At 68.0% G+C, this 20312-nt stretch carries 17 protein-coding genes; 5 read left to right on the plus strand and 12 right to left on the minus strand.

All coding sequences use genetic code 11. From position 1 onward, the window contains the following. Window positions 1–15: 15 nt before the first annotated feature. On the minus strand, window positions 16–438 hold the full coding sequence (locus tag CAP38_RS06930) for a DoxX family protein (protein ID WP_086120353.1): 423 nt from the start codon (window positions 436–438) through the stop codon (window positions 16–18). A gap of 90 nt (window positions 439–528) precedes the next feature. Between CAP38_RS06930 and CAP38_RS06935 the strand changes: the two genes are divergently transcribed. After that, complete coding sequence (locus tag CAP38_RS06935; protein WP_256924333.1) at window positions 529–1461, plus strand: LysR family transcriptional regulator; 933 nt, start codon at window positions 529–531, stop codon at window positions 1459–1461. 145 nt (window positions 1462–1606) lie between these two features. Next, entirely contained in the window at window positions 1607–2566 is a 960-nt protein-coding gene (locus CAP38_RS06940) for a PQQ-dependent catabolism-associated beta-propeller protein (RefSeq protein WP_086120355.1), read from the plus strand. Here the strand turns inward: CAP38_RS06940 and CAP38_RS06945 are convergent. Further along, entirely contained in the window at window positions 2556–3770 is a 1215-nt protein-coding gene (locus CAP38_RS06945) for a CynX/NimT family MFS transporter (RefSeq protein ID WP_086120357.1), read from the minus strand. The genes CAP38_RS06940 and CAP38_RS06945 overlap by 11 nt on opposite strands. Window positions 3771–3886: 116 nt before the next feature. Between CAP38_RS06945 and CAP38_RS06950 the strand changes: the two genes are divergently transcribed. Together CAP38_RS06950 and CAP38_RS06955 are read left to right on the plus strand one after the other, a co-directional pair. Continuing rightward, window positions 3887–5080: an ABC transporter substrate-binding protein gene (locus tag CAP38_RS06950; protein WP_218776563.1), complete on the plus strand. Its 1194-nt coding sequence runs from the start codon at window positions 3887–3889 to the stop codon at window positions 5078–5080. After that, complete coding sequence (locus tag CAP38_RS06955) at window positions 5080–7707, plus strand: ATP-binding protein (protein WP_086120359.1); 2628 nt, start codon at window positions 5080–5082, stop codon at window positions 7705–7707. The genes CAP38_RS06950 and CAP38_RS06955 overlap by 1 nt, the downstream gene beginning before the upstream one ends. A 27-nt stretch (window positions 7708–7734) precedes the next feature. Here CAP38_RS06955 and CAP38_RS06960 read toward each other — a convergent pair whose 3' ends face one another. Continuing rightward, the gene (locus CAP38_RS06960) at window positions 7735–9543 is read right to left on the minus strand and encodes an NAD(P)/FAD-dependent oxidoreductase (protein ID WP_086120361.1); all 1809 of its coding nucleotides are present in this window, start codon (window positions 9541–9543) and stop codon (window positions 7735–7737) included. Between the two features lie 340 nt (window positions 9544–9883). On the opposite strand from CAP38_RS06960, the gene CAP38_RS06965 reads away from it, so the two are divergent. After that, on the plus strand, window positions 9884–10450 hold the full coding sequence (locus CAP38_RS06965; protein WP_086120363.1) for a glycine zipper 2TM domain-containing protein: 567 nt from the start codon (window positions 9884–9886) through the stop codon (window positions 10448–10450). Here CAP38_RS06965 and CAP38_RS06970 read toward each other — a convergent pair. The 9 genes from CAP38_RS06970 to CAP38_RS07010 all read right to left on the minus strand — a co-directional run bounded on the left by CAP38_RS06970 (window position 10383) and on the right by CAP38_RS07010 (window position 20270). Further along, the gene (locus CAP38_RS06970) at window positions 10383–10997 is read right to left on the minus strand and encodes a hypothetical protein (RefSeq protein ID WP_086120365.1); all 615 of its coding nucleotides are present in this window, start codon (window positions 10995–10997) and stop codon (window positions 10383–10385) included. The genes CAP38_RS06965 and CAP38_RS06970 overlap by 68 nt on opposite strands. 17 nt (window positions 10998–11014) lie before the next feature. Next, complete coding sequence (locus tag CAP38_RS06975; protein ID WP_086120367.1) at window positions 11015–11689, minus strand: GntR family transcriptional regulator; 675 nt, start codon at window positions 11687–11689, stop codon at window positions 11015–11017. 35 nt (window positions 11690–11724) lie between these two features. Then, window positions 11725–12678, minus strand: a complete 954-nt coding sequence (locus tag CAP38_RS06980) for a PDR/VanB family oxidoreductase (protein ID WP_086120369.1) — start codon at window positions 12676–12678, stop codon at window positions 11725–11727. Continuing rightward, window positions 12675–14207, minus strand: coding sequence for a Rieske 2Fe-2S domain-containing protein (locus CAP38_RS06985; protein ID WP_086120371.1), 1533 nt, complete (start codon window positions 14205–14207; stop codon window positions 12675–12677). The genes CAP38_RS06980 and CAP38_RS06985 overlap by 4 nt, the downstream gene beginning before the upstream one ends. Before the next feature lie 127 nt (window positions 14208–14334). Next, window positions 14335–15075 carry a hypothetical protein gene (locus CAP38_RS06990; RefSeq protein WP_086120374.1) on the minus strand — a complete coding sequence of 247 codons (741 nt, stop codon included), beginning with the start codon at window positions 15073–15075 and terminating at the stop codon, window positions 14335–14337. Window positions 15076–15119: 44 nt separating this feature from the next. Further along, window positions 15120–15878 carry an aldolase gene (locus tag CAP38_RS06995; RefSeq protein WP_086120375.1) on the minus strand — a complete coding sequence of 253 codons (759 nt, stop codon included), beginning with the start codon at window positions 15876–15878 and terminating at the stop codon, window positions 15120–15122. Beyond that, complete coding sequence (locus CAP38_RS07000; RefSeq protein ID WP_218776564.1) at window positions 15868–17028, minus strand: M20 family metallopeptidase; 1161 nt, start codon at window positions 17026–17028, stop codon at window positions 15868–15870. The genes CAP38_RS06995 and CAP38_RS07000 overlap by 11 nt, the downstream gene beginning before the upstream one ends. A 171-nt stretch (window positions 17029–17199) precedes the next feature. Further along, entirely contained in the window at window positions 17200–18693 is a 1494-nt protein-coding gene (locus CAP38_RS07005) for a VWA domain-containing protein (protein WP_143435761.1), read from the minus strand. Further along, entirely contained in the window at window positions 18693–20270 is a 1578-nt protein-coding gene (locus tag CAP38_RS07010) for an AAA family ATPase (protein WP_218776565.1), read from the minus strand. The genes CAP38_RS07005 and CAP38_RS07010 overlap by 1 nt, the downstream gene beginning before the upstream one ends. Window positions 20271–20312: the final 42 nt, after the last annotated feature.

A 20312-nucleotide genomic window follows, 5' to 3' on the forward strand; every position in this document is an offset into this window, starting at 1 on the left:
GCGGTTGCGGGGCACTCAGCCCTGGCGGCGGGCGTCCAGGCTCCAGCCGCCGGCACCGGCTGCGGCGAGGCCCAGCAAGCCGCCGACGATGGCCAGGTTCTTGAAGAACATCAGCTGCTGCACGAAGGCCTGATCGGCCGGCACGGCCCAGAAGGCATGGAAGAACACGCTGGCGGCCAGCGTGAAGGCGGCCAGCACCAGCGCCGCGATGCGGGTGCCCGCGCCGGCGAGCAGCGCCAGCCCGCCCAGCACCTCCACCACGATGGCGGCCACCGCACCGGCGGCGGCCAGCGGCAGCCCGACCGAGGCGATGTAGCCCACCGTGCCTTCAAAGCCGGTGATCTTGCTGATGCCGGCGGGCACGAACATGAGGGCCATCAGCGCGCGGGCGGCGAGCAGGGAGGCGTTCTGGAAGGGGGACGAAGCGGTGGCATTCATGGGGAATCTCCTGAAAAAGTGGATCGGTGGCAGGACTGTAGATTGATCCCCATGAGAGAAAAATACCGACTTACGGATAATATTGTTCCAATGATGGATCAATACCGGCCGGATCCCGGCTTCGTCCCCGACCCCAACGACCTGCTCATCTTTGCCCAGGTGGCCGAGCTGGGCAGCTTCAGCCGCGCCGCCGACCGGCTGGGCCTGCCCAAGTCCACCGTGTCGCGGCGGCTGAGCGCGCTGGAGCAGGGGCTGGGCGAACGCCTGTTGTGGCGCACCACCCGGCGCCAGACGCTGACCGAGTTCGGCCAGCTGCTGCTCGACCATGCCCGGCAGGTGGCCGCCGAGGTGCAGGCGGTGGCGGCGCTGAGCGCCCAGCGCAGCGCCGTGCCCAGCGGCCGGCTGCGCGTGTCCATGCCCAGCGATCTGGCCACGCTGCTGCTGGCCGCGCCCATGGCGGACTTCATGAAGCGCTACCCCGACATCGCGCTGGATGTCGACCTGTCGCAGCGCCGGGTCGACCTGCTGGGCGAGGGTTTCGATGCCGCCGTTCGCATCGGCCCGCTGCAGGACGACGGCCTGCTGGCCGCGCACGGGCTGCGGCCGCTGCGCAGCGGCCTGTATGCCTCGCCCGACCATGTGCGCCGGCATGGCCTGCCGCAGCACCCCGACGACCTGCTGTCGCAGCCGGCCGTGGGTCTGCTGGGCCCGCGCGGCGCCACCGCGCCCTGGGTGCTGCTGCGCGGCACCGAGCGCTGGGAAGGTCTGCCGCCGGCGCGGGTGTCGGCCAACTCGCCGGAGATGATGATCCGCCTGGCCGTGCTGGGGGCCGGCGTGGCCGCCGTGCCCGACCTGCTGGCCCGCGCCGAGGCCCAGCGCAGCGCGCTGGTGCGGGTGCTGCCCGACTGGTCGCTGCCGCCCGAGCCGGCGGCGGTGGTGTTCCCGGGGCGCAAGCTCATGCCGCCCAAGACCCGCGTGTTCATCGACATGGTGCGCGCGGCCTTCGAGGCCGACGGCGCCTGAGCAACACACCCTGTGCCAGATTGGCACAGTCGCCCCGCGCTGTTCATGGGCTGTTTAGCCAGCGGCCCTGGCACCGGAATTGCTGCCCGGAACACACCGGTCTGTCACAGTCCGGCACACCCACAACACCGAGGAGACAAAACCCATGCTGCAGCTCACCCGTTTGGCCCTGGCCACCCTGACCCTGCTGGCCACCGCCGCCAGCGCCCAGGTCTTCGTGTCCAGCGAGAAGGACCACAAGATCTATGTGTTCGACACGCAAGGCAAGGCCACCTCGGCCATCGACACCTGCAAGCGCCCGCGCCACATGATGTTCAACGCCGACAGGAGCACCATCTATGTGTGCTGCGGCGACAGCAACCAGCTCGGCGTGGTGGATGTGGCCAGCGGCAAGATGACCGGCACCGTGCCGCTGGGCGACAGCCCGGAAATCTTCGACCTCAGCCCGGACGGCAAGACGGTGTACGTGTCCATCGAGGACGAGAACGTCATGGCGGCCTACGACCTGGCCACCCGCAAGCCGCTGTTCACGGTCAAGACCGGCGGCGAGCCCGAGGGCGTGCTGGTCACCCCCGACGGCAAGTTCGCCTATGTCACCTCGGAGGTGGCCAACGTGGTGCACTACATCGATCTGGGCAGCCGCAAGGTGGTCAAGAACATCAAGGTCGGCAAGCGGCCGCGCCGCTTCGTGCTGGCCGACGGCGGCAACGAGCTGTGGGTCACCAACGAGCTCGATGCCTCGGTGAGCGTGGTCAGCACCCGCGACCAGTCGGTCAAGGCCACCATCAAGTTCGCGGTGCAGGGCATGCGCGAGGCCGACATCACCCCGGTGGGCATGACGCTCAGCCCCGACGGCAAGACCATGTGGGTCGGCCTGGGCAAGGCCAACCATGTGACCGAGGTGGACGTGGCCAGCAAGAAGCCCGGCCGCCAGGTGCTGGTGGGCAAGCGCGCCTGGGGCCTCACGCTGCACCCCGACGGCAAGACCCTTTATGTGAGCAACGGCCTGTCCGACGACATGACGCTGGTCGACACCGCATCGGCCAAGGCCATCCGCACCGTGGCCGTGGGGCGCGTGCCGCACAGCATCCTGGTCAAGCCCTGACCCGGCGCAGCCACAGGCCCAGCAGCGCACCCAGCACGGCGGCGCTGGTGGTCACCACCCAGGTGAACTGCCAGCCGCCGGCCTGGGCCGCCACCCAGGCCACCAGCGGCGGGCCGGCAAACTGCCCGGCCGACGACCACTGCTGCACCCAGCCCACGGTGGTCGAGACGGCGCGTTCACCCGGCGCCACCCGCACCGCCAGCGAGAACAGCGTGGCCGGCACCAGCCCGCCGAGGGCGGAAAAGCCCAGCACCGCCGCATAGCGCGCCAGCGGCGGCAGTGCGGTGCCGTCGGCCAGCTGGCCGAAGGCCAGCACCGCCATGCTGCCCATGGCCACAAAGCCGGTCAGCAGCAGCCGCCAGGCCGGCCAGCCGGACTGCAGCAGGCGGCCGGCGCCCAGATTGCCCGCCACGTTCACCAGCGACACCAGGGCCGTGAGCGCGCCGGCCGCACCGGCCGCAATGCCCGCCTGGGCATACACCGTGGGCAGGAAGCCGACCACCGCCATCCACTGGCTGGAGTACAGGGCAAAGGCCATCGCCACCGCCCACGGCCCGCCCCGGCCCAGGGTGTCCCGCAGCGGCGCGGCCCGGTCCCTCAGCCCGGCACGGACGCCGGCCACCGCGCGAGGGGCGTGGGGCGGGTCCGCCGGCAGCGCCCGCCACAGCCACAGCGCCATGCCGGCCGATGCCAGGGCGAGCAGGGTCCACAGCCCGCGCCAGCCCAGCAGGCCCATGACCGGCGGGGCCAGCAGCAGGGCCAGCGCCGTGCCGGTGGGCATGTAGGTGCCCCACAGGCCCAGGTGCATCGGCAGCCGCTGCGGGTCCACCAGCCGGCGGATCAGGCTGGGCGCGGGCAGACAGGCCAGCAGGAAGCCCAGGCCTTCGAGGGCCCGCAGCACCAGCAGCGACGCCGGTCCCTGGGCCAGCAGGCCGCCCAGGCTGGCCAGCGCCAGCACGGCCTGGCCGGCAATCACGCTGCGGCGCAGGCCCGCGCCGTCGGCCAGCAGGCCCACCAGCAGACCGCCCAGCATGCCGGCCAGCTGCACCACCGACAGCAGGAAGCCGGCCTGCAGCAGCGTCACGCCCAGGCTCTCGGCCAGCACCGGCAGCGCCGGCGGCATCTTGCCGATGTGCAGGGCGGCCACCAGGCCGCTGGCCAGCACCAGGAAGGCACCCGCAGGGCGCCGGGAAAAGGGGGTCATCGGTCGATCATCGCTGCCCGGGGGCTTGATGCGTGTCAATCTGCGGTGCTTTTGCACGGTTCGGATCGGTCTCAACCCCCCAGAATAGGGGGATCTTCTTTCCCGAGGCTTGCCCCATGCGTCGTTGGTTCATCTGCCTGCTGCTGTTGTGCGCCGGTGCCGGCCGGGGCCTGCACGCGCAGCCCGGGCCGGTGTATGTGGGGCTGGACGCCGAGTTCGGCCACCGCACCAGCACCTCGGCCCAGGCCATCCAGCAGGGCATCGAGATCGCCATGGCGGAGATCAACCAGGCCGGCGGTGTGCTCGGCGGGCGCAAGCTGTCCCTGGTCACGACCGACAACCGCTCCATCACGGCCGTGGGCCTGGACAACCTGCGCAAGCTCGCGGCCCAGCCCGACCTGGTGGCCGTGTTCGGCGGCAAGTTCAGCCCGATCTACATCGAGGCCCTGCCCCTGGTGCACGAGCTGGGGCTGCCCCTGATGGATCCGTGGGGGTCGGCCGACGGCATCACCGACCACCCCTACCAGCCCAGCTACACCTTCCGCCTGTCCATCAAGGACGCCTGGGTCGCTCCGGCCTTCGTGCGCTTTGCCCGCGAACACCACCGGATCGGCCGGCTGGGCCTGCTGGTGCCCAACACCGCGTGGGGCCGCAGCAACAAGGCGGCCCTTGAAGCCGCCGTGGGCACTGCCCCCGGCATGAGGCTGGTGGCCCACCGCTGGTACCACTGGGGCGACGCCTCGCTGATGGCCAGCTACCAGGCCCTGCGCGAGGCGGGCGCCCAGGCCATCGTGCTGGTGGCCAACGAGACCGAAGGCTCGCTGCTGATCCGCGAGATGGCCGGCCTGCCCAGGGACCAGCGGCTGCCGATCATCAGCCACTGGGGCATCACCGGCGGCGACTTCGCCCGCATGGCGGGTCCGGCCCTCGACGAGATCGATCTGGTGGTGGTGCAGTCGTACAGCTTCGTGGGCGCGCGTTCGCCGGCCGCGCAACGGGTGCTGGCAGCCCTGCAGCGGGGCTGGGGCCATGCGGCCCCCGAAAAGGTGCCCAGCCCGGTGGGTGTGGCCCACGCCTACGACCTGATGCACCTGCTGGCCCGCGCCATCGACAAGGCCGGCAGCACCGACCGCAAGGCGGTGCGTGCCGCGCTGGAACAGCTGGGGCCCTACGACGGTCTGGTGCAGCGGTATGCCCGGCCGTTCACGCCCACCCGCCACGACGCCCTGGGGCCGGAGCGCATCTTCTTTGCCCGTTACACCGCCAGCGACGAGCTCATCCCCATGACGCCGCCGTCTCGACGCCCGTGATGCCCTTCTTCAAGACCCCCCCGCCGCTGGCCCGCCGCATCCAGCGCATCGCCTTCGCCCTCTCGGCCACCATCGTGGCCACGCTGGTGGCCGGTTGGCTGGTCATCACCGTGATCGAGGTGCCGGCCAACGAGGAGCGTGCCCACGATGGCGCCGCGCGCGTGCTGGGCGATGCCATGTCCAGCGACATCAGCTTCCACCTGCGCAGCCTGCGCGACCTCAGCCAGAGCACGCTGGTCTGGACCAGCCTGACCGACTCGGCCGGTCGCGATGCCTACCTCAAGCCCTTCCTGGAAGGCACCTCCCGCAGCCCCGACGCCATGCCCCTGATGCTGGTGGACTACCAGGGCCGACCCATGGCGGGCGAGCTGCCCGGTTCCGTGACCACCACCGAGTGGCAGTCGGCGGTGGCCACCGCCATGCGCGAGAAAAAACCCCACCTCAGGGTGTTCTCTCCGGGTGGTCGACCCAGCCTGGTCATGGCGTTCCCGGTGGTCTATCCCTACACCCGCGATGCCATCGGCGCCATGGTCGGTGTGGTCGACCTGGACGCCCAGTTCCATCGCCGCGCCGCCGGTCTGGGTGACGGACTCGGTGTGGACCTGATGCTGGGCGATCAGGTGCTGGAGAGCATCGTGGCCGGCAGCGGTCCGCACTCGGCCGCTTCCGGGCAGGCGCTGGCGCTGCCACAGGATGTGCCGAGGCATTTCCCGACCACGGTGCTGATGCCGCTGGAGCCGCCGGTGAGCAACGGCGCGCTGGGCATCCGCCTGTACGGCATGGAGAACCCGTGGTTCGGGCCGATCATGACCCGGCTGGCCCTCGCAGCCCTGCTGGCCGTGCTGCTGTGCGGCCTGACCTGGCACATCTCGGGCGTGATGGCCCGCCGCATCACCGCGCGGCTCAACCGGCTGGTGGAGGACTGCCAGGCGGTCGCCGACGGCAGCTCGCGCACCGTGTCCGACGACCATGGCCAGGACGAGATCGGCCTGCTCGCCCGCACCCTGCAGCAGGCCCTGACCGCCTACGACGACATCAACACCCGGCTCGAAGCCCGGGTGGCCGAGCGCACCGCCGAACTCAGCCTCAGCGAAGAGCGTTTCCGCAACGCCATCGACACCATCGAGGAAGCCTTCGTCATCTTCGATCCGCAGGACCGGCTGGTCTATGCCAACGACCGGTTCCGCGAGAGCTATGCCGATCTGCCCGGGGGCGTGGTGCCGGGGCGTGATTTCAGGGAGATGGCCGAAGCCTGGTGGCGGCACCACCACCCGGACGGCTCGCCCGAGGAGCTCAAGCGCTGGCTCGACAAGCGGCTGCAGGAACACCGCCATGGACACTCCACGGTCCACCGCATCGGCGAGCGCTGGGTGCGCGACATCGGGCGGCCCACGCCCAGCGGCTACGTGGTGGCACTGCGGGTGGACATCACCGAGCTGGTGCAGGCGCGCCAGCAGGCCGAGAGCGCCAACCAGGCCAAGAGCCGCTTCCTGGCCACCATGAGCCACGAACTGCGCACCCCCATGAACGGCGTGCTGGGCATGGCCCAGCTGCTGCTGCTGCCCGACCTCTCCGAGGCCGAGCGGCTGGAGTACGCGCAGACCATCATGGGATCGGGCGAGGCCCTGCTGCGTCTGCTCAACGACATCCTGGACTTCTCCAAGATCGAGTCCGGGAACGTCGAGCTCGACCTCGGCCCCACCGTGCCCTTCGATGTGGTGCACGAATCGGCCGAGCTGTTCCGTCAGGTGGCCGAGCAGAAGGGCCTGCGCTTCACCGCCGCCTGGAACGGTCCGTCCGGCCGGCGCTATGTGACCGATGCCAGCCGCCTGCGCCAGATCCTGCTGAACCTGCTGAACAACGCCATCAAGTTCACCCAGTCCGGCCAGGTGCGGCTGGAAGGCCGCGAGGTCTCGTGCGAGGACGAGCGCGCGGTGCTGGAATTCACCGTCACCGACACCGGCATCGGCATCGCGCCCGAACAGGTGGCCCTGCTGTTCAAGCCGTTCTCGCAGGTGGACGGCTCCATCACCCGCCAGTTCGGCGGCACCGGTCTGGGCCTGTCCATCGTCAAGGGCCTGGCCGAGCTGCTGGGCGGACGCACCGGCGTGCAGAGCGAACCCGGCAAGGGCTCGCGGTTCTGGCTGCGCATTCCGGCCCGGGTGGTCCGCCAGCCGGTGGGCCACACCGAGCCGGGCGCGCTGCCGCCGGCCCGGATGGACGATGGTCCGCCGCTCAAGGGCACGGTGCTGGTGGTGGACGACCACCCCATCAACCGCAAGTTCATCGAGATCCTGCTCGGCAAGATGGGGCTGGAGGTCCGGGTGGCCGAAGACGGTGCGCAGGCCCTCAAGCTGCTGTTCGCCGGCTCGGCCGTCGATGCGGTCCTCATGGACCTGCAGATGCCCGTCATGGACGGCCTGGAGGCCACGCGCCGGCTGCGCGCCTGGGAGGCCGAGCAGGGCCGCCCCCGGGTGCCGGTGGTGGCCTTCACCGCCGACGCCTTCGACGAGGCCCGCCTGCGCACCCACGAGGCCGGCATGGACGCCTTCCTGGCCAAGCCCATCGTGCCCCAGCGCCTGCGCGAGACGCTGGAGCGCCTGCTGACCACCAGCAGCCTGATGTGAGGCCGACGGTGGCCGCTGCGCTGTGGCTCAGCGCAGGTGGTGCACCGGCGCCTGCCCGTAGACCGGCGTGTCCAGCCCCTCGTAGCGCGCCTTGAGCTGCAGCGACAGGAACTGCGAATAGTGCCGGCTCTGGTGCAGGTTGCCGCCGTGGATCCACAGCTGCTTCTGCTGGGTGGGCTTCCACATGTTGCGCAGCTCGCCCTCCCAGGGCCCCGGGTCCTTGGTGGTGCTCGAGCCCAGTCCCCACACCTTGCCCACCCGGTCGGCCACCTCGGGCGACACCAGGTCGGCCAGCCAGTGGTTCATGCTGCCGTAGCCGGTGGCATAGACGATCACGTCGGCCGGCAGCTCGGTGCCGTCGGTCAGGACCACGCTCTTGGGCTTGATCCGCTGGAAGTTCACGCCGCTGCGCAGCTTGATCTGTCCGTTGGCCACCAGCTCGCTGGCCCCCACATCGATGTAGTAGCCCGAACCGCGCCGCAGGTACTTCATGAACAGGCCCGAGCCGTCGTCGCCGAAGTCCAGCATGAAGCCGGCCTTCTCCAGGCGGCCGTACAGGTCGGCATCGCGCTTCTTCATCTCCTCGTACACCGGGATGTGGAAGGTGTGCATGATCTTGTAGGGCACGCTGGCAAAGATCAGGTCGGCCTTGTGGTGGTCGATGCCGCTCTTGACGGCCTGCTCGCTGTAGAGCCCGCCCAGGGCCAGCTCCATGAGCGAATCGCTGGGGGCGATGTGCGTGCTGCTGCGCTGGACCATGGTCACGTCCACCCCGTGCTCCACCAGCGCCGCGCAGATGTCGTGCGCCGAGTTGTTGGAGCCCAGCACCACCACCTTCTTGCCGATGTAGCCCTCCGGTCCGGGGTGCTTGCTGCTGTGGTGCTGCTCGCCCTCGAAGGTCTCGGCGCCCTCGATCTTGGGCACGTTGGCATAGCCCGACACGCCGAGCGCGAACACCAGCTGCTTCGGGCGCAGCGTGACCGGCTGGCCATCACGCTCCACCAGCACTTCCCACTCGCCGGTGTCCTCGTGGAAGGTGGCCTTCTTCGCCACCGTGCTGCCCCAGTAGTTGATCTCCATCACCTTGGTGTACATCTCCAGCCAGTCGCCCACCTTGTCCTTGGGCGCGAACACCGGCCAGTCGTCCGGGAAGGGCAGGTAGGGCAGGTGGTCGTACCAGACCGGGTCGTGCAGGTGCAGGCTCTTGTAGCGGTTGCGCCAGCTGTCGCCGGCGCGCGGGTTCTTCTCCACCACGATGGCCGGCACGCCCAGCTTGCGCAGCCGCGCCGCCAGCATGATGCCGCCCTGGCCGCCGCCGATGATCACCACATACGGCTGCTCCTCATACCCCAGCCGTGCTTCCTCGTCCTGGCGCTTTTCCAGCCAGCTCCGGCGGCCCGGGTGCACGCCGTGCTCGGCGCCCTTGATGCGCCGCTCGCCGCGCTTCTCCTCGAAGCCCTTGAGCTCGGCCATGGTGGTCAGGAAGGTCCAGGCCTTGTCGCCGCCCTCGCTGCCCTTGAGCCGCAGATGACCGCGACCGCGCGCCACCTTCGTCTCGAAGGTGAACCAGGCGTCGATCACGCCGTCGGCCTCGGTGGCCTCGCCCTCCAGTGCAAAGTGGCTGGGCGCGGTGTCGGCCAGGCGCGCGCGCAGCATGTCGGCAATGGCCTGCTGGCCTTCCTGCGTGCGGATGTTCCAGGTGAAGGCCACCAGGTCGCGCCAATAGCAGTCGGCATCGAACAGGGCGGTGGCTGCGGCGATGTCGCCCGAGCTCAGGGCGGTCTCGAGATCGGACAGCCAGTCGGCGGCCCGCCGGGAGGGCGTCTTGGATTGCATGTGTTGTGTCTCCGTTGGCCGGCCTCGACACGGGCCGGTGCCGCAGTGTTCTCAAGACCCGTGCCAGGGCCGGTGCAGCGCCAAGTGCTTGATCTGCAAGGGACCCGGCCCCGGGCCGTCCCTGTCACAGGGTGGCAGCTGTCACTCCCCCGGCGTGACAGGTGTCACCCCCGCACCGCCCATGAACGGCGCTGGTCCAGGTACCCCCGGGTGGTAAAGAGTTGCAGCCAGGTGTAAGCGTCCAGCGGTATCGCGATACCTGCGGTAACAGGCCCCCTGACCGCCACGGCTAGATTGCGCCCCAGGACGCCGGCCGTTGCCGGCACACAGGAGGTATGTGATGGATCAATCGATGATGAAAGGCCTGGTCGTGGGTGGTCTGGCCATGGTGGTGCTGGGTGCCGGCGCCGTGGGCGGCTACCGCTACATGCAGCCCGAGGTGGCCCAGGTGGTGGGCGTCAAGGAAGTGACCAAGACCGTCTCCACCCCGCGCGAAGTGTGCGAGGACGTGGCCGTGCGCCGCCAGGCCCCGGTGCAGGACCAGCACCGCATTGCCGGCACCGCCGTGGGCGCCATTGCCGGCGGCCTGCTGGGCAGCGCGGTGGGCAACGGCAGCGGCAAGACCCTGGCCACCGTGGCCGGTGCCGTGGGCGGCGGTTACGCCGGCAACCAGGTGCAGAAGAACATGCAGCAGAACGATGTGGTCACCACCACCGAGCGCCGCTGCCGCATGGTGCAGGAGAAAACGCAGCAGCTGGTGGGCTACGACGTGACGTTCACCCTGGACGGCAAGCAGGGCGTGGTGCGCACCTCATGGAAGCCGGGCGACACCCTGCCGGTCAAGGACGGGCAGATCGATACCACCCCGCCGGCCCAGGCGCAGGCCCTGTCGCAGGACCGTTCCTGATCCAGGCCGGCAGTGTGGCGTTCGCCGGCAGGTGGCGCAGCAGGCGCTGACAGCGCTCCACCTGCCGCCCCTCGCTCACCGGTAGCGACACCCGGGTCCGCTCGCCCTCCAGCGGCTGCGCCAGTTCCAGATCGAGCAGCTGCCGGAACTCGTGCTCGGCCAGGCCCTCGCGCCACACCACGCTGCGCACCTCGGCCCAGGGCACGAAACGTTGCTGGCTCACCGCCGGCCCGAGCAGGGTCGGCGCATGGCTCCAGTGCAGCCCCACACCGTGCGTGTCAATGCGGGCCGCATGCAGCCGGAACAGATCGCTGCTCAGCGCCCGGAACCCCAGCAGAAAACCGGTGAGCCCCAGCACCCCGGCGGCCACCGCCATGTTGCCCAGGGTGGCCACGTTCCACCAGGCCCAGGCCCGGTCGGTCACCGGCAGCAACAGGGCCGCCAGCAGGCAGGCCAGCCCCATCAGCAGGCGCCACAGGCGCGGGTGGCCGTCGAACGGCGCGGGACCGTCGAACGGCAGGTCGAAGCAGTCGGTGGCCGGGGTCATGCGCACCGCCCGCGGTGTCAGGCTGCCAGGGGCGTGGTCGACTGCAGCGCCTGCAGGTGTTCCACCAGATTGCGCCCGGCCAGCGTGGCATGGTGCTCGGCCCGTTGCGCGGCCCGGTCGGGGTCGCGGTCGTGGATGGCCTGCACGATGGCCTCGTGCTCGTCCCAGATGGTGCTGCGACCGGTGCTGTGCTGCAGCACCGCGCCCATGACGCGGCGCAGGTGCACCCACTGCAGCGAGGCGCTCTCGATCAGCAGCGGGTTGCCCGAGGCTGCGTAGATGGCGCTGTGGAAGGCGGTGTCGGCCTCGATCATGGCCTTCACGTCCGAGCCGGCCGCCGCCGCACGCCCGGCCGTGATCAGGGCCGGATCGATGCGCTCACCGCGCTCGGCCGCCAGCCGGGCCGCCAGCCCATCGAGCGCACCCCGCACCCGGTACAGGTGGCCGATGCGCTCAGGCTCCAGCCGCGCCACCACCAGCCCGCGCCCCGGCGCCTCCTGCAGCAGCCCGTCCTTCTTGAGCAGGCGCAGGGCCTGCAGCACCGGCGAGCGCGACACGTTCAGCTGCTCGGCCAGGTCCTCCTGGGTGATGCGCTCGCCCGGCGCCAGCGTGCCGGCGCTGATGGCGTCCAGCAAGGTCTTGTAGACCTCGTCCACATAGTCGGTTCGGCTGCTGATCTTGGCGAGGTTCATGGGGGTCGGTGGGGCAGGGCGGTGGGGAAGAGGGTTCAGAGATCGAGCACCAGCAGCGGGCTGCGCGCGCGGGACACGCACAGCGTCAGGCACCGGGCCTTCTCATCGTCGCCGAGTATGTAGTCATTGTGTTCCACCTCGCCTTCGAGGTAACCCACCTTGCAGGCGCCGCAAAGCCCTGACAGGCACGACGTGGGCACCGCCTGCCCGGCGGCTTCGAGCGCCTGCACGATGGACTGCGACGGCGCCACCGGCACGGTGATGCCCTGGCGCTGCAGCCGCACCTCGAAGCCGCCCGCCGGCAGGTCGGACGCCGTGTTCGCCGGGGGCTTGAAGTGCTCGCAATGCACCGTGCCCGCGGGCCAGTGGGCGCTGGCGTCGGCACAGGCCTGCATGAAGCCGGCCGGGCCGCAGTAGTACAGGTGGGTGCCGTCGGCCGGCACCCGCAGCAGCCCGGCCATGTCCAGCCCGCGCGCCGGGTCGCCCTGGTCGAAGTGCAGGTGCAGCCGGCCCGCCGGCACCAGGGCCTGCAGCTCGGCCAGAAACGCTGCGTGGCCCGGCGTGCGCGCGCAGTAGTGCAGCTCGAACGACTCGCCCCGATTGCGCAGCGTGTGCGCCATGGCCTTGAGCGGCGTGATGCCGATGCCCCCGCCCAGCAGCACGCTGTGCCGTGCGCCCGGCACCAGCGCAAAGGCGTTGCGCGGCTCGCCCACGGCCAGTACATCGCTGACCTTCACCTTGTCGTGCAGCGCGGCCGAGCCGCCGCGGCCGGCCTTCTCGCGCAGCACGCCCAGCGTCCAGCAGCAGCGCTCGGCCGGGTCGCCGGCCAGCGAATACGAGCGCACCAGCCCGCCGGGCAGGTGCACATCCACATGCGCGCCGGCCTGCACCTCGGGCAGATCGCCGCCGTCGGGCCGCACCAGTTCGAAGGCATGGATGCCTTCGGCCTGGCGGCGGATCGCCTGCACCCGCAGGTTCAGCGTGCTCAAGCGGCCCTCCGGGCCAGCACGTCCTGTTGCAAGGCTTCCATCTTCGCCTTCACGAAGTCGGCCCGCGCCGCGCCCTTGAGCGATTCGGCCTGCGTGATGATGGCCACCACCTCGCGCGCCAGGTGGCGGCGCAGCGTCACCTCTTCCTCGCGGGTGCGGCCCACCGGCAGGTCGAACACATTGCCCGAGCAGTAGCTGTTGGGCGCGCCGCCGTTCTCGCGCAGCCAGTTCGCAAACTCCTGCGGCGTGGCCTTGGGGTTGGTGCCGCGCACCGCATCGCGCAGCAGCTTGCGGAACATGTAGAGGCCGGCGTCGAACTTGGTGGGGTTCTCCAGCGCATGCACCGCGATCGGCCGCTGGCTGATGATGGCCTCGTAGTCGCCCGGGGCGTACTGGCAATCCTTGTAGTTGGCGCGCGCGCGGTGGTCGCTCGGGATCGGCGGCATGTCTTCCAGCTTGTACTGGCCGAAGCGCTCGGGCCGGCGCATGGCCACCTGGCCTTCCAGGAAGTCGATGGTCTCGTAGCCCACCAGGCTCTTGTCGCCCACGCCGCGCGTGTCGATGCCCGGGCCCATCACGCGCCAGCCGATCATCTTGCTGTTCTGGTCGTCCACCGGCACGGTCCAGCGGATCATGTGGAAGCGGCTGAACAGCTTTTTGGCCTTGCCGTCTTCCGAGGTGTAGGCGTGCAGGCTCAGGTTGGGCAGCACCTGGTGCTGCACCCGGATGAACATGTGGTCGTCGTCCGAGCGGCGCGCGCCCGAACAGGCCAGGCCGCGCCCGCCATGGATCGGCACGAAATGCATGTCCGGCGGCACCTCCATGCTGGCCGCGCCCACCTCGTCGAAGGTGGTGCCCTGGTAGTGCTCGCCGGTCACCTGGCGCTTGGCGTGCAGCGCCATGGTGTGGAAGTTGTCGGCCGCGTTGTCCTGCACCTGCAGCCAGTTGGCGTGCTGGAAGTTGCTGTAGGGCACCAGCTCGTCGCCCTCGGCCACGGTGAAGTTGCCTTCCCATTCGGGGAAGGGCGGCTCCTCCTCCGGCGGGCCCATGTAGGCAAAGATCAGCCCGTGCCGCTCGAAGGCCTTGTAGGCGCCCTGGCGGATGCTGCAGCGGTAGCGCTCGCCTTCTTCCTCCTCGCCCTGCGGGAAGGGCACGCGCAGGCAGGTGCCGTCGATGTCGAACACCATGCCGTGGTAGCAGCACGAGATGCCCTTCTCCTCGATCTTTCCGTACTCCAGCGAAGCGCCCCGGTGCACGCAGTGAGCGTGCAGCAGGCCGATGCGGCCGCTGCCGTCGCGGAAGCACACCAGTTCCTCGCCCAGGATCTTCAAAAAGCGCGGCGTGTCGGTCAGCTCCATGGCCATGCACACCGGGTGCCAGAACCGGCGCATGTACTCGCCGGTGGGCGTGCCCGGGCCGACCTCGGTGAGTTCCGGGTCGTGGCCCGGCACCTTGTTGGTGAAGTAGCCACCGTAGGGGATCAGCTTCTTCTCGGTCGGCTCCAGGGTGTTCTTGTCGCGGGTGTTCACGGGGCGTCTCTCCTCGGGTGGTGGGGTGGTTTTGGCTCTATGTATTCTGTATACAAAGCTCTGTATACAAAGAATAGGGCCAAAACAAAACCCGGCTGAACCGGGTTAACCCTGGGAGCCGGCCATCTCACGCCCAGTCGGTCAGCTCCCACCGGAAGTGGTCTTCCAGCGACTCGGCCTGCGACTTGAAGCCGTTGCCGCCCAGCAGGTAACGGCCCGAGGTTTCCCGGGCCACCCAGCGGCCCACCTCGGGTGCCAGCCACAGCCGGTCGCGGCGGGTGGTGTCCAGGCGGGTGAAGTCTTCGTGCTGCAGGCGCATCAGCCGCTCCACCCGCAGGGCATTGAAGGTGCCGGCCTTGACCGTGATGCGTTCCCAGGCAACAGAGTCGGCCTGCACCTGGATGGCAAAGCGGAACGAGCCGCCATCCATGCGGTAGCGGGTGAACAGCGACTGCCGGCTGCCCGGCACCCAGCCGGCGGGCCAAAGGGGCACGGCCTCGTCGACGTTCAGCGGGTAGTCCCAGGCGGCGTCGCGCAGCAGCTGGCCCCAGGCGCGGTGGGTTTCCTGCGGCAGCTCGCGCCCGCTGGCCGAGCGGCGGGCCACCACGGTGGTGTCCCCCACCGAAGCCACCGATTCGGTCACCGTGTCCAGCTGGGCGCTGTTGAACTGGTTGAACAACGCATACGTCCAGCGCTGGCCCACGGCCGGGGCGCGCATGCGGGCGTCCGGCCCGGGGCCGGGCAGGGGGCTGCGGGCCAGGGGTGGCAGCGCTTCAAACGGCACCAGCGCGCAGCCGGTGGTGGCCAGCAGCGGCAGGGCGGCCGCGCCCAGCAGCAGGCGGCGGCGAGTGGAAGTGTGTTCAGACATGGCGTACCTCTGACGAATCACGGACATACGTGATGTTCTCAATGTCAGAGAGTCCGACGCAAAGCCTCGAAAAAGAGTTCCGACTGCAGCCGCTCGCCCTGCATCTGCGCCGCCACCCGCGCGGCCAGATCGGCCTGCACCGGCTGCAGCGGGCTGCCGGTGGAGGCCGCCAGCACCTGGGCCTGGCAGGCGCGCTCCAGGTAGTACAGGTCGTCAAAGGCATGGTCGATGCGCGGGCCGCACACCACCACGCCGTGGTTGCCCAGAAAGGCCACGTCGGCCCCCTGCATGGCGCGGGCGATGCGGTCGCCTTCCGACGTGTCCAGCGCCAGGCCGTTGTAGTGCGCGTCCACCGCCACCCGCCCATGAAAACGCATGGCGTTCTGCGACAGGGCCGTGTCCAGCGCCCGCTGCCGCGTGAGCGTGAGCGCCGTGGCATGCGGCATGTGGGTGTGCAGCACCACCGCCTTGCGCGCGATGCGGTGGATGCCGCTGTGGATGTGCATGGCGGTCGATTCCACCGGATGCCGGCCGGCCAGCGGCTGGCCCTGCAGATCCACCATCACGATGTCGTCGGCCTGCACCTCGCTCCACAGCAGGCCGCGCGGGTTCAGCAGGAAGCGGCCCGAGCCGTCCGGCAGCTCCACGCTGAAGTGGTTGCACACGCCCTCCGACAAACCAAAGTGCGCCGCAGCCCGCAGGGCCAGCGCCAGATCGGCCCGGGCCTGGGCCACGGCGGGGCTGGCGTAATCGCGTTCGTGTGGATTCATTTGAATTGGTTGATGGCAAATTTCATTCGGCATGCCAGTCGGCCACCAGCGCCTCGAACAGCTGCTGCGCCTGCGGAATGCGGTCCACCACGCAGTACTCGTCGGTCTGGTGCGCCTGGGATGGCTCGCCCGGCCCCAGGATCACCGTGGGCGGCATGCCCAGCAGCGGGCGCAGGGCGGCCGCGTCGGTGAAGTAGCTGGCCACCGCCGCCCGCGCCGGCTCGATGGGCAGGGCCGGGTGCCGGGCCGAAGTCTCACCAGTCAGCGCCTGCACCCGTTGCATCCACGGGTCCTGCGGGCCGGTGTAGACGGCCTCCAGGTCCAGCAGCGGCTCCAGCCGCACCTCGCCCCCGGCGGTGGCACACAGACAACGCAGCACCTGCGCATGCGGCATGCCGGCCACGGTGCGGATGTCCACCGTCATTTCGGCCGCGTCGGGCACCGAATTGATGTTGATGCCACCTTGGATGGTGCTCACCGTCAGCGAGGGCGAACCCATCTCCGGGTGGGGCGGGGTGGCAAAGTCGTGTTGCTCCAGGGCGAGTGCGGCGCGGGCCAGCTTGTAGATGGCGTTGTCGCCCAGGTGCGGCATGGAGCCGTGCGCGGTCTTGCCCTGCGCCAGCGCCTTGAGCCAGAAGGCCCCCTTGTGCCCGCGCAGCGGCGCATTGGCCGTGGGCTCGGCCACCACCAGCGCCCCGGCCTGGCCCACCCACTGCCGCGCCTCCGGCTGGCGCGCCAGGTGAAAGGCGCCGTCGCAACCGGTCTCTTCACCGGCCGTGATGATCAGCGTGATGCCCGCGCCATCGCGCGCCCTGTCGGCACAGGCCAGCGCCGCCACGGTGAAGGCGGCCACGCCGCTCTTCATGTCGGACGAACCCCGGCCGTACAGCCGCCCGTCAATGATGTCGGCGCCCCACGGGTCTTGCGTCCACCCGGCCGAACCCAGCGGCACCACGTCCACATGGCCGGTGAAGGCAATGGGCGCACGGTCGGCCCGGCCACCGATGCGCGCCACCAGCGTGCCGCGCCCCGGCGCCATGTCCACCACCCGGCACTGGTAGCCGGCAGAAGACAACAAATCGGCCAATGGCTCGATGCAGCGCGACTCCAGCCCGCCCGGCGGCAGGGTGTTGATGCGCACCAGGGTGCGGGTGAGGTCTATGGGGTCGGGCAGGGTGGTCAAGGCGGTGTCCCCAAGGTGGGATTGGATAGGTTCAAGGCCTGAAGTTTGCATGCTGTCGGGTGCGCGTCAAACCGCGGCAGTTGCGGTTGCGACAGGCAAAGATCCAGCTGTTGATCTGTCCTGATGATTCAGCTGCAGGTGATTCGATGCGGCGTCCCGCCCGCATCCGTATCACTGAACCGAGCCCCCTGTCACAGCCCGCTGGAAGCCCACGAGCTCGCTGATCTGACTGCTGTACGGGTCATAAACCCATTCTTGATCGAACAGGGAGCGCACCTCCTGAAGGTGAAATCCCTCGGCAATCACCAATGAGTGGAATCGGTTCCCATTGATGCGCTGTTTCTCAATGGAGTCTCTGACGTCCGCAGGCAGGCGCCCGGCAACGAAGTCTGAAATCACGAGCAGATCGGCTTTGGCAAACTTCTCCTGCTGCATCAGGCCCACCGCATGTCTCAAGGCGGGCGCCATGTCGGTACCACCATGGAAAGACATTTCCAGGAAGCGCATCAAAGACTGCATGCCGTCCTTCTGGCTGAGGTCCAGTGTTTCAATGCTGGTCGAAAAATTGATCAGGTAGCAGTCCCGCTTTTGCTCGCGTGCATGTCCCGCCATGTACAACGCCATCGCTTTGCCTATGGTCTCCGGCATTCCGTGCATCGATCCACTGGTGTCAACGCAGATGATCATGGGGCCCAGCTTGTCCGCTTCGGTGGTGTGCTGTTCTGTCACGCGCTCGTGCAGTTCACCGACCAGTCGCAGGCCCCGCATGTCAAAGCACATCAACCGGGACTCGATGTACTTCAGGTCAAACAGAACGGCTGTGTCCGGATCGCCCAGCATGGCGAGCTCGCAGGGCAAGGCCTGCTCCAGATCCCGGCCTAGCCGTACCCCGATGATCTCTTCCCGCGAATTGGGGTCGGGCTGCCACACGTCCTGGACATAGACCGAGTTCACCTGTTCGATCCGCTCCGACAGTTCCAGCTGACGAAGTTTGCCCAGCACATCGCACAGGGCTTTGATGCCTTCATCGTTGGCAAGGTAACGCGCCCAGCGTTTCAACTGGTCGATGTTCTGCGGCGAAAGCTGTCCCTTCGAAAGGTCTACCAGAATGCCGGTCCCGACCCCCAAGGCATCGAGTTGTCGGGCCAGTGCGCTCATCAACTCCAGAAACGCTTCCAGTTCGTTTCGCAGTGCAGCGCGTCGCTGGGTGACTTCCTGAAGCTCCCACGCGCTGACGGCCCTGTCGAGGGTCTCCCTCCACTGGTCAACAAGCAACCCGGCGGCCCTCCGGGCTTGCTGATGCGACTCTGTTTTTGCTTTCTTCCCGCGTTTCTGTGTGGATGCTTGATCGATGTGTTGTTCTTCCCAGAATGTCGGGTTGAAAGGTCTGCCGCTCAGCCTGCACAGCTCATCGAAACGTTGGACGGCGGTGCGCCATTCCTCTTTGGATATGGCCTGCTGGTCAACCAGGCCGGCAAATTGGGCCAGATCCTGCTCGCGCGACACAAAGGGGTTGTTCGCAAGTATTTCGCGCTGCGTCTGTCTGGCCCATTCTTCGGAACGAAGGGTCACATGGTCCCGAGCAGCGTCAGTCCACGAGGGAGACGTTGCCTGCAGGTCATTCACCAGGGCCAGTGCTATCGCCTGGGTAGTGTTCTTGAGCATCACCGACACAAGCTCGTCAACCGCTCACAGTCCAGCACGCGAAGGTTCAGGCGCTCGACTTCCTCTTGTGCACCCTCGAAAGTCAACGTTGTCTTTTCCTCGGGAACGAAGGTGGAAGCCATCGCAAGTCGGTAGGCCTCGGCCCGGGACAGGGCCTGATCCCGGACTTTCTCCAGTTCTGTCTTCAACTCGAGCACCTGCAGCGTCAGCGCTTGAACGAGCCGGTCGTTGACGCCGGTTTTTTTGGTGCCTTTGTGGAACAGGACGATGGGTGCGACCTTGATCACCTTGCGGGTGGTGTACAAGGCGTCCAGCGTGACCTCGCAAGCGCCTTGGCGGTCGAATTTGCAAGTAATCTCATTCAATACCGAGCCATTAACGGATAGCGGACTGAATGTTTCAGATGTTTTCAGTTTCTTGGAAGGAATCAAAAGGGCCCTGAGCAGTCCGTTTCTCAGTGAGTTGTGGGGTGGTATTTCAACTCGGAAATATTCCTCCCCTGCATGTTCAACCGTGGCGTACAGATCTTCGGAGTGATAGAGCTCCTGGTGGATTTCCTTCTCGACAGCATCTTTGGCACGATCCAGCGCGGCCAAGTCGGCTTGACCGGCAAACCCTGATTGCCGAACAGCGTTGGCGACGATCTCTGCAACTGCCTGCCGGTTCTCGGCGTTCGTCCAGAGGCAATGCTCCAGCAGCAGTGCGTCGCTTTGATTGGTTTCGTTCCGACCATTGAAAAACGCGGCAGCCTTCAACAGCATGGCGGCGCGCTGCCAGCGCCGGTCGGACACGTAGACCTTCAGTGTGTCGTGTTGGGCCTGAAGGGCGTTTCTGACCAAGTGGATGATCGTGCTCGTCTCAGGGGACAGTCGGACGGATGACTGGATGGTCCGGCGCCAGGATTCCCACTCGTCTTTCTTGATGATCAGCTCCTTCGGCACGTCCACATGCGCCTCGGTCGGAGGGCTGTCCAGCAAGCTGTTGAAGTGGTCGGATCGTGTAATCGGGGGCACCAGCAGCCGGACGATGAAACGGTCGTACAAGGCGTCGAGGCCCTGGTTGTCTCCCGGCGTCTCGTTTGATGCAGCGATCAATGCCTTGAGCGGGGCGCTCTCGATCTGGTCTCCGTTCCGAAACCGACGCTCATTGATGAGCGTGAGCAGTGTGTTCAGGATGGCCGGGCTGGATTTCCAGATTTCATCAAGAAAGGCGAACTCTGCCGTGGGCAGATAACCCTCGGTCTTTCTTACATATCGGTCTTCTTTCAGCTCCTTGATGGACACAGGTCCGAACACCTCCTCGGGTGTGCTGAACCGGTTCATCAAACATTCGAAATAGGAGGGATCCTCAAATCCACAGGCAATGCGCCTTGAAATGAGGCTTTTTGCCGTGCCCGGAGGGCCATACAAAAAGGTGTTTTGACCGCTCAGTGCCCCCAACAAGGACACGGCGACGATTTCCTCCCGCTCATGCATCCCCGCTGACAAGTGCCGGAGCAACTGCCGAATTCGCTTTTTGACTGTCACTGACATTCCCTGAAGTTTTATAGATGGTTCCGCCTTCAACGCCGTCTTCATCGGTTTTCATCGTTGAGGCAATCGCTGATGAAAGGCGTGAAG

This window comes from Hydrogenophaga sp. IBVHS2, assembly GCF_002127215.1.
Taxonomy (GTDB): Bacteria; Pseudomonadota; Gammaproteobacteria; order Burkholderiales; family Burkholderiaceae_C; genus Hydrogenophaga.

Coding starts and splice junctions, on each gene's coding strand:
- CAP38_RS07005 (WP_143435761.1), bottom strand. CDS start 18,693: ATGCTCAAGAACACTACCCAGGCGATAGCACTGGCCCTGGTGAATGAC.
- CAP38_RS06950 (WP_218776563.1), top strand. CDS start 3,887: ATGCGTCGTTGGTTCATCTGCCTGCTGCTGTTGTGCGCCGGTGCCGGC.
- CAP38_RS06975 (WP_086120367.1), bottom strand. CDS start 11,689: ATGAACCTCGCCAAGATCAGCAGCCGAACCGACTATGTGGACGAGGTC.
- CAP38_RS06990 (WP_086120374.1), bottom strand. CDS start 15,075: ATGTCTGAACACACTTCCACTCGCCGCCGCCTGCTGCTGGGCGCGGCC.
- CAP38_RS06930 (WP_086120353.1), bottom strand. CDS start 438: ATGAATGCCACCGCTTCGTCCCCCTTCCAGAACGCCTCCCTGCTCGCC.
- CAP38_RS06940 (WP_086120355.1), top strand. CDS start 1,607: ATGCTGCAGCTCACCCGTTTGGCCCTGGCCACCCTGACCCTGCTGGCC.
- CAP38_RS06970 (WP_086120365.1), bottom strand. CDS start 10,997: ATGACCCCGGCCACCGACTGCTTCGACCTGCCGTTCGACGGTCCCGCG.
- CAP38_RS06965 (WP_086120363.1), top strand. CDS start 9,884: ATGGATCAATCGATGATGAAAGGCCTGGTCGTGGGTGGTCTGGCCATG.
- CAP38_RS06955 (WP_086120359.1), top strand. CDS start 5,080: ATGCCCTTCTTCAAGACCCCCCCGCCGCTGGCCCGCCGCATCCAGCGC.
- CAP38_RS06945 (WP_086120357.1), bottom strand. CDS start 3,770: ATGACCCCCTTTTCCCGGCGCCCTGCGGGTGCCTTCCTGGTGCTGGCC.
- CAP38_RS07010 (WP_218776565.1), bottom strand. CDS start 20,270: ATGAAGACGGCGTTGAAGGCGGAACCATCTATAAAACTTCAGGGAATG.
- CAP38_RS06935 (WP_256924333.1), top strand. CDS start 529: ATGATGGATCAATACCGGCCGGATCCCGGCTTCGTCCCCGACCCCAAC.
- CAP38_RS06960 (WP_086120361.1), bottom strand. CDS start 9,543: ATGCAATCCAAGACGCCCTCCCGGCGGGCCGCCGACTGGCTGTCCGAT.
- CAP38_RS06995 (WP_086120375.1), bottom strand. CDS start 15,878: ATGCCGAATGAAATTTGCCATCAACCAATTCAAATGAATCCACACGAA.